The organism is Streptomyces sp. DI166, from assembly GCF_900091315.1.
Lineage (GTDB): Bacteria > Actinomycetota > Actinomycetes > Streptomycetales > Streptomycetaceae > Streptomyces > Streptomyces fuscus.
On the sequence record NZ_FLSP01000173.1, the window covers coordinates 1 to 9,046 of the forward strand.

Annotated in this window: 1 protein-coding gene and 1 pseudogene; both read right to left on the reverse strand. The window is 73.3% G+C overall.

Translation table 11 applies throughout. The annotated features are described in order from the left end of the window. Positions 1-8,116: pseudogene (locus GA0115233_RS38820) on the reverse strand (type I polyketide synthase); the annotation flags it as partial. 67 nt (positions 8,117-8,183) lie between these two features. After that, positions 8,184-9,046: phosphopantetheine-binding protein (locus GA0115233_RS38825; protein ID WP_255310509.1), on the reverse strand; the 863-nt coding region annotated here is incomplete at its 5' end.

Genomic DNA, 9,046 nt, shown 5'->3' on the forward strand with positions numbered 1-9,046 from the left:
CCCCGTACCACCCGTCACCAACACCGACCCCCGCGGCCGCCAGGACGCGGCGTCGTTGTGGGAGGTGGCGTGTTCGAGGCGACGGCCGAAGACGCCGGACGCCCGGACCGCGACCTGGTCCTCCTCCCCGATGCCGGCCAGCACGGCGACGAGACGGCCGGCGGTGCGGCTGTCGACGGACGCGGGGAGGTCGATGAGGCCGCCCCAACGCGCGGGGATCTCCAGTGCGGCAACCCGACCGAGCCCCCACACGGCGCCCTGTACGGGATCGGGCGCGCCATCGGCCCGGCTCACCGACACCCCGCCCCGCGTCGCGGCCCACAACGGCGCCGTCACCCCGGCATCGCCGAGCGCCTGAACGAGGGTGAGAGTGGCGGAGACGGCCGCAGGAGTGCCGTCGTGCGTGCCGTCGGCGAGGGCGAGCAGCGACACCACGCCCGCGACGGGCCCGACGGCGGAAAGAAGCGCCGCGAGGTCGCTACGGTCGGTGCCGCTCTCGTAGGGCAGGCGCTCGACCTCGGCGCCGTGGGCGATGAGTGCGTCGGTCACCGAGCGAGCCCAGGCGGCCTCGGTGGGCTCGGTGGGCTCGATCACCAGCCAGCGTCCGGAGAGGGCGGTGGCGGTGGCGATGGGGGCGCCGGTGAGGGGGTGCCAGGCGACGCGGTAGCGCAGGGCCTCCAGGTCTGCCTGTTCCCGGCTCCGGCGGTGCCATGAGGTCAGGGCGGGCAGTACCTGGCCCACCACCTCGGCCTCCAGATCCAGCTCCCCGGCCAGCGACTCCAGATCCTCGCGCTCGACCGCCTCCCAGAAACGGGTGTCGATCTCACCCGCGCCGGTGGCCTTCTCCGTGCGTGTGGGGGCCGGCCAGTACGTCTCGTGCTGGAAGGCGTACGTCGGCAGGTCCACCGGTGCCGTGACGGCCGGGAAGAGCGCGGACCAGTCGGCCTCGGTGCCGAGGGTGAACGCGGCGGCAACGGCCGACAGGACCGACTCCGCCTCCGGGCGGTCCTTGCGCAGCACCGGGGCGAACAGCTTGCCGTCCGCGCAGTCCTGCCCGAGCGCGCTCAGGGTCCCGTCGGGGCCCAGTTCCAGGAAGCGGGCGGTGGCGTGCTCGTCGGCCAGGGTGCGTACGGCGTCGGCGTAGCGGACGGTGCGGCGGACGTGGTCGACCCAGTACTGGGGGGAGGTCAGCTCCTCGTCGGTGGCAGGGAGTCCGGTGACCGTGGAGACCAGGGGGGAGCTTCGGGCGGTCGTAGGACAGGCTCGCAGCGACCTCACGGAACTCCGCGAGCATCGGCTCCATCAGCGGCGAGTGGAAAGCATGGCTCACACGCAGGGCAGTGACCTTGCGGCCCTGCTCCCGGAAGCGGCTGACAACCGAGTTCACAGCCTCCGCCCCGCCCGCGACGACCACAGCGTTCGGCCCGTTGACAGCGGCGATACCCACCTCGCCTGTGAGCAGAGGCAACACCTCGCCCTCCGAGGCCTGCACCGCCACCATCACACCGCCCGCCGGAAGCGCCTGCATCAACCGGCCCCGCGCAGCAACCAGACGGCACGCATCCGCCAGCGACCACACCCCCGCCACATACGCGGCAGCGATCTCACCGATCGAGTGCCCCGCGAGCACGTCCGGCCGCACACCCCACGACTCCAGCAACCGGAACAGCGATACCTCAAGCGCGAACAGCGCAGGCTGCGCGTACTCGGTGCGGTTCAGTACCTCCCGGTCGTCCCCGAAGACCACCTCCCGCAACGGGCGCGGCAGTTCGGCGTCCAGGTGAGCGCATACGGCATCGAAGGCATCAGCGAAGACGGGATACGCCTCGTACAACTCTCGCCCCATACCAAGCCGTTGCGACCCTTGTCCCGCGAACAGGAAAGCCGTACGACCGCTCTCCCCCACCGAGCCGACCACCCCGGCTCCGGGCGTCTCCCCTGCGGCGGCGGACCGCAGGGCGGTCACCAGGTCCTGTCGCTCGGCGCCCCAGACCACGGCCCGGTGCTCGAAGACCGACCGCGACCGCACCAGCGCCGCGCCCACCTCGACCGGCGACACATCACCGCTCCGGTCGACGAACTCGGCCAGCCGCCCGGCCTGCGCCTGCAGCGCGTCCCGGGTGCGCCCGGACACCACCCAGGGCACCAACGCCGGTTCCGGCTCGACCGTCACCGGCGCCTCATCCGTGAGGGGTTGCTCCAGGATGACGTGGGCGTTCGTCCCGGAGACACCGAACGCCGACACGGCCGCGCGGCGCGCATGTCCGGAGTCCGGCCAGTCCTGCGGCTGCGACAACACCTGCACAGTCCCGGCCGACCAGTCGACGCGGGACGACAGTTCGTCCACGTGCAGGGTGCGCGGCAGCACCCCGTGCCGCATGGCCAGGACCATCTTGATGACCCCGGCGACACCGGCGGCAGCCTGCGTGTGACCGATGTTGGACTTCACCGACCCCAGCCACAACGGCCGTTCGCCGGGCCGGTCCTGCCCGTACGTGGCGAGGAGCGCCTGGGCCTCGATGGGGTCGCCGAGGGAGGTGCCGGTGCCGTGGGCCTCCACGGCGTCGACGTCCGACGGCTTCAGCCCGGCGCCCGCGAGAGCGGCACGTATCACCCGCTGCTGCGACGGACCGTTCGGCGCCGTAAGGCCATTCGACGCACCGTCCTGGTTCACCGCCGAACCGGCGACCACCGCCAGCACCCGGTGTCCGAGGCGGCGGGCGTCGGACAGCCGCTCCACGACCAGGACACCCACGCCCTCGCCCCAGCCCGTACCATCGGCACCCTCGGCGAAGGCCTTGCACCGGCCGTCAGCAGCGAGCCCCCGCTGTCGCGAGAACTCCACGAACGCACCCGGCGTCGACATCACGGTGACACCGCCCGCGAGAGCGAGGTCGCACTCACCGGAACGCAGTGCCTGGACCGCCAGATGCAGGGCGACCAGCGACGACGAGCAGGCCGTGTCGACGGTCACCGCCGGGCCCTCCAGACCCAGCACGTACGACACCCGGCCCGACAGCACCGACGCCGCGTTCCCCGTGCCGATGTACCCTCCGACGTCCTCGCCCGAGGCGACGAGCACTCCCGCGTAGTCCTGGCCGTTGGTCCCCGCGAAGACACCCGTACGGCTGCCTCGCAGGGCGCCCGGGGCGATTCCGGCCCGCTCCAGCGCCTCCCAGGAGGTCTCCAGCAGCAGCCTCTGCTGCGGGTCCGCCGCCAGCGCCTCACGCGGGCTCATCCCGAAGAAGCCGGCGTCGAAGCGGCCGGCGCCGTCGAGGAACGCTCCGACGTCGACGTAGCTCGTGCCCGGGCGTTCGGGATCGGGGTCGTACAGCGCGGACAGGTCCCAGCCCCGGTCGGCGGGGAAGGGCCCCACCGCGTCGCCGCCCTCGGACAGCAGCCGCCACATGCTCTCCGGGTCGCTCACCCCACCCGGGAAGCGGCACGCCATGCCCACGATGACCACAGGGTCGTCGGACACCGGCACGGCCACGGTCGTCGGCGCGGCGGTCTCGGCGAGGGTGCCGAGCAGTGCCTCGCGCAGATGGCGGGCCAGCGCCACCGGGGTCGGGTAGTCGAACACGACGGTTGCGGCGAGGCCGGTGGCCCCGGTCAGGGTGACGAGGCTGTTGCGGAGCTCCACTGCGGTGAGGGAGTCGATGCCCAGGTCGCGGAAGGCGCGCTCGGCGGTGACCTGTTCGGGGCCGGGATAGCCGAGGACCGCGGCAGCACAGGACTGGACGGTCTCCAGCAGGACGCGGTCCTGTTCGGCGGGGGTCAGTCGGGTCAGTCGGCCGAGGAGTCCGGCGCGGTCCTCGGGGCCGGGGTGCCCGGAGCCGTCGGCCCTGCCCTCGGCGGCGGCGCGTGCCTCGGGCAGGGAGGCGAGGAGCGGGCTGGGGCGGGACGCGGTGAACGCCGGGGCGAAGTCGGCCCAGTCGAGGTCCGCGACGACCATGGCGGGGGCCGGGTGGGTGGCCGTACGGCCGAGGACGTCGAGAGCGGTGTCGGCCTTCAGCGGGAGGACGCCGCCGCGGCGCATGCGGGCGGCGGAGGCCGTGTCGTCGGCCATGCCTCCGTCGGCCCATGGGCCCCAGGCCAGCGAGGTGGCGGGCAGACCGGCTGCGCGGCGGCGTTCGGCGAGGGCGTCGAGGAACGCATTGGCGGCGGCGTAATTGCCCTGACCTGCCGCGCCGATGCTTCCCGCGAAGGAGGAGAAGAGGACGAAGGCGTCCAGCTCACGGTCGCGGGTCAGCTCGTCCAGGTGCAGCGCGGCCAGCGCCTTGGCCCGCAGTACGCCCGCGAAGCGCTCCGGCGACAGTGCGTCGATCACACCGTCGTCCAGCACACCGGCCGTGTGTACGACGGCATCGACCGGATGCTCCGCCAGCAGCCCGGCCAACGCCTCACGGTCGGCCACGTCACATGCCACGACCGTCACCCGCGCGCCCGCCGACTCCAGCTCACCTCGCAGATCGGTCACGCCCGGCGCGTCCGGCCCTCGACGGCTGACCAACACCAGGTGCTCCGCGCCCTGTTCGGCCGCCCAACGCGCCACCCGCGCGCCGAGCGCACCGGTGCCACCGGTCACGAGCACCGTTCCCTGAGGCTGCCAGGCCTGGGCGCCGTCGGAGGCGACCCGCTCCAGCCGGCGCCCGAAGACACCCGAAGGCCGCACAGCCAGCTGATCCTCGTCGGCGGTGCCGCCCGCCAGCACAGAGGTGAGGCGCTGTGCGGAGCGTCGGTCGAGAGTGTCGGGCAGGTCGATCAGACCGCCCCAGCGGTCCGGGTACTCCAGTGCCGCGACCCGGCCCAGGCCCCACACCGCGGCCTGCGCCGGATCCGGCGCGCCGTCCGAACGGCCCACCGACACCGCACCCCGCGTCAACACCCACACCCGGCCCTGGAAACCCACGTCCCCGGACGCCTGGAGCAGTGTGGCGACGGTGGCGCAGGCCTGGGCCGTGTCGGCGGTGGGGGCTATCAGGACGATGCCGGTGGCCAAGCCCGTCAACTCCGCGCCAAGTGCGGCGCGTTCGGTGAGTACCGAGACTGGGAGTTCGCGCGCGACGGGCTCCGCACCGCGCGCGGCAAGGGCCGTCAGCAGAGGGTCGAGGCCGGTCGTGCCCTCGGGGGCGATGACGAGCCAGCGGCCGGTGAGCGGGGTGTCGGCGGACGGTTCGAGGGGCTGCCAGTGCGGCCGGTACAGCCAGGCGTCGGTGCGGGCGCGCTGCCGGCGGCGGCGACGCCACTCCGACAGGGCGGGCGCGACGGCGTCGAGGGACTCGGGGTCGATGCCGAGCGAGCCGGCGAGGGTACCGAGGTCGCCGCGTTCCACGGCGTCCCAGAACTCGGCGTCCCCTTCGCCTGCGGTGGCGAGGGCCGCCGGACGGCCGTGGTCGGCGAGCCAGTAGCGGCGGTGCCGGAAGGCGTACGTCGGCAGGGGGACGCGCTGTCCGCCGGGCAGGAGGGCCGACCAGTCGACGGAGGCGCCGTGGGCGTGGAGTCGGGAGAGCGCCGTGACGGCGGAGGTGGGCTCGTCGCGGTCCTTGCGCAGGGTCGCCGTGAACAGGGTCGCGTCGCCACCGCCGGTCTGTTCGGCGGCGCCGGGGACCTGTTGGGCGAGTGCGGTGAGGGTGCCGTCGGGGCCGAGTTCCAGGTAGCGGGTGACACCGCGGGCGGCGAGGGTGCGTACGGCGTCGGCGAACCGGACGCTCTGGCGGACGTGGCGCACCCAGTACTCGGGGTCGCGCAGGTCGTCGGCGCTCGCGGTGGTGCCGGTGACGGTGGAGACGACGGGGAGGGCGGGCTCCGCGTAGGCGAGGCTCTCGGCCACAGTGCGGAACTCGGCCAGCATCGGCTCCATCAGCGGTGAGTGGAAGGCGTGGCTGACGCGCAGCGCGGTGACCTTGCGGCCCTGCTCGCGGAAGTGCGCGGCCACGGATTCCACGGCCTCGGCGGCGCCGGAGACGACGACGGACCGAGGGCCGTTGACGGCGGCGATGCCGACCCGCTCACCGATCAGGGGCCGTACCTCGTCCTCCGACGCCTCCACGGCGACCATGGCACCGCCCTCGGGCAGCGCCTGCATCAACCGGCCACGCGCGGCGACCAGGCGAGTGGCGTCGGCCAGCGACCACACCCCGGCCACATGCGCGGCGGCGATCTCGCCGATCGAGTGCCCGGCGAGGACGTCGGGGCGGACGCCCCAGGACTCCACCAGCCGGAACAGGGCCACTTCGAGGGCGAAGAGCGCGGGTTGGGCGTACTCGGTGCGGTGCAGCCGTTCGGCGTCGTCGCCGAAGACAACCGCCTTGAGGTCGAAGGGCAGTTCCGCGTCCACCGCGTCGAAGGTGTCGGCGAAGACGGGGTACGTGTCGTACAACTCCCGTCCCATGCCGAGTCGTTGCGAGCCCTGGCCCGCGAACAGGAAAGCGGTGCGGCCGTCGGGCTGGGCGGTGCCGGTGACGGTCGCGTCGGTGGGGGTGCCGTCGGCGAGGGCGGTGAGTCCGGCGAGGAGGTCGTCGTGGCCGGTGCCGATGACGGCGGCGCGGTAGGTCAGCGCGGAACGGGTCGCGGCGAGTGACCAGGCGAGGTCGAGCGGACGGGTCTCGGGGTGTTCGCGCAGATGGGCGAGGAGGCGGGCGGCCTGGGCGGGCAGGGCGTCAGGGGTACGGGTGGACAGCACCCACGGCATGACGTGCCCGACGGGGGCAGCGGGCTCAGGGGCCTCCTCCTGGGGTGCCTCTTCCAGGACGGTGTGGGCGTTGGTGCCGCTGACGCCGAACGCGGACACGGCGGCACGGCGCGGACGGTCCTCACGCGCGGGCCATTCCCGGGCGTCGGTGAGGAGTTCGACGGCGCCGGCCGACCAGTCGACGTGCGATGTCGGTTCGTCCACGTGCAGGGTGCGGGGCAGCACGCCGTGCTGGAGCGCGAGGACCATCTTGATCACGCCCGCGACACCGGCGGCGGCCTGGGTGTGCCCGATGTTGGACTTCACCGAGCCGAGCCACAGAGGCTGTTCGCGGTCCCGGCCGTAGGTCGCGAGGAGGGCCTGGGCCTCGATGGGGTCGCCCAGCGTGGTCCCGGTGCCGTGTGCCTCGACGGCGTCCACGTCGGCGGGGGCGAGGCCCGCTCCGGCGAGGGCGGCGCGGATGACGCGCTGCTGGGAGGGGCCGTTGGGGGCGGTCAGGCCGTTGGAGGCGCCGTCCTGGTTGACGGCCGAGCCCCGGACCACGGCGAGTACCCGGTGCCCGTTCCGCCGCGCGTCGGACAGCCGCTCCACGAGGAGCATGCCGACACCCTCGGACCAGCCGGTGCCGTCCGCGGCCTCGGCGAACGGCTTGCAGCGGCCGTCGGCGGCCAGGCCCCGCTGCCGGGAGAACTCCACGAAGACACCCGGCGTCGACATCACCGTCACACCGCCCGCGAGGGCGAGATCGCACTCGCCGTTGCGCAGCGCCTGCACCGCCAGATGCAGCGCCACCAGCGACGACGAACAGGCCGTGTCCACCGTCACCGCCGGGCCCTCCAGGCCCAGTGCGTACGACACGCGGCCGGAGACCACAGACGTGGAGTTGCCGGTGAGCAGGTGGCCGCGTACGTCGTCGGGGACGTCGGTCAGGCCCGCGCCGTACTCCTGGTTCCCGGCGCCGACGAAGACTCCGGCGCGACCGCCACGCGCCGACTCCGGGTCGATGCCCGCGTGTTCGAAGGCCTCCCAGGACGTCTCCAGCAGCAGCCGCTGCTGCGGGTCCATCGCGAGGGCCTCACGCGGGGAGATCCCGAAGAACGCGGCGTCGAAGTCCCCCGCGCCGGTCAGGAAGCCGCCCTCGCGGGCGTAACTGCCGTCCTGGCGGCGGAATTCGGGGTCGTAGAGGGCATCGGTGTCCCAGCCGCGGTCGGTGGGCCACGCGGAGATGGCGTCCACGCCGTCGGCGAGGAGCTGCCAGTAGTCCTCGGGGGACCGCACCCCGCCGGGGAAGCGGCAGCTCATCCCGACGATGGCGATGGGCTCGTCCCCGCGCGACTCCAGCTCCTGAAGCCGGCGCCGCGTCTCGGCGAGGTCGGCGGTGACCCACTTGAGGTAGTCCCGGAGCTTGTCTTCATTCGCCATTGGAACTTGCCCCATACGTTGTCGGCAGTAGGAACGGTTCGGCCTGCTACGGCTGCGACGCAGGCGTTCAGGACCGGCCGAGCTCCCGATTGATGAAGTCGAAGATCTCGTCGTCCGACGCCGCCTCAAGCTGCTGGGAGACCGTGGCCTTGGCATCGGCCTCGCTCTGATCACCCAGCTCCGTCAGCATGCTGCGCAAACGTGCCTGGGCGAGAGCCCTGGCGCTGTTCTCTGGGGAAAGCCTTGAAATCGTGGCGGCCAGCCGGTCCAACTCGGCGACCAGCGCACTCTCCGCCTCGGCCTCCTCCGCGCCGAACAGTTCCTCGTCCAGGAACGCGGCCAGATGACGCGGCGTCGGGTGGTCGAAGACGAGCGTGCTCGGCAGCTTCGTCCCGGCGTCCGCGGAGAGCCGGTTGCGCAGCTCCACGGCGGTCAAGGAGTCCACACCGAGTTCCCTGAACGCCTGCGCCGATCCGACGGCTCCGGGATCACCGTGTCCCAGCACCTCTGCGGCCCGCCTGCGCACCAGGTCCAGCAGGGCCTGGCGGCGTTCGTCGGGCGACTGGGCTGCGAGTCGTTCGCGCAGGCTGGTGGCGGTTCCGTCTCCGGTCGGGCTGTCGTGGGGTGCGGGCTGGGCTTCCGGGATGCCGGTCAGGAGGGGGCTGGGGCGGACGCTGGTGTAGGCCGGGGTGAAACGGGCCCAGTCCACATCGGCGACCACGACGACCGGATCGGAGCCGGAAACCGCCCGTGCCAGGGCTCCGACCCCGCGCTCGGGATCGAGTGCGATCAGGCCACGGCGGCGCAGCGCCTCCGCTGCCTCCGCATCGGCGGCCATACCGGCCTCGGCCCACGGGCCCCAGGCGATGGCGGTGCCTGCGAGGCCACGGGTACGGCGTGCCTCGATCAGCCCGTCCAGACAGGCATTGG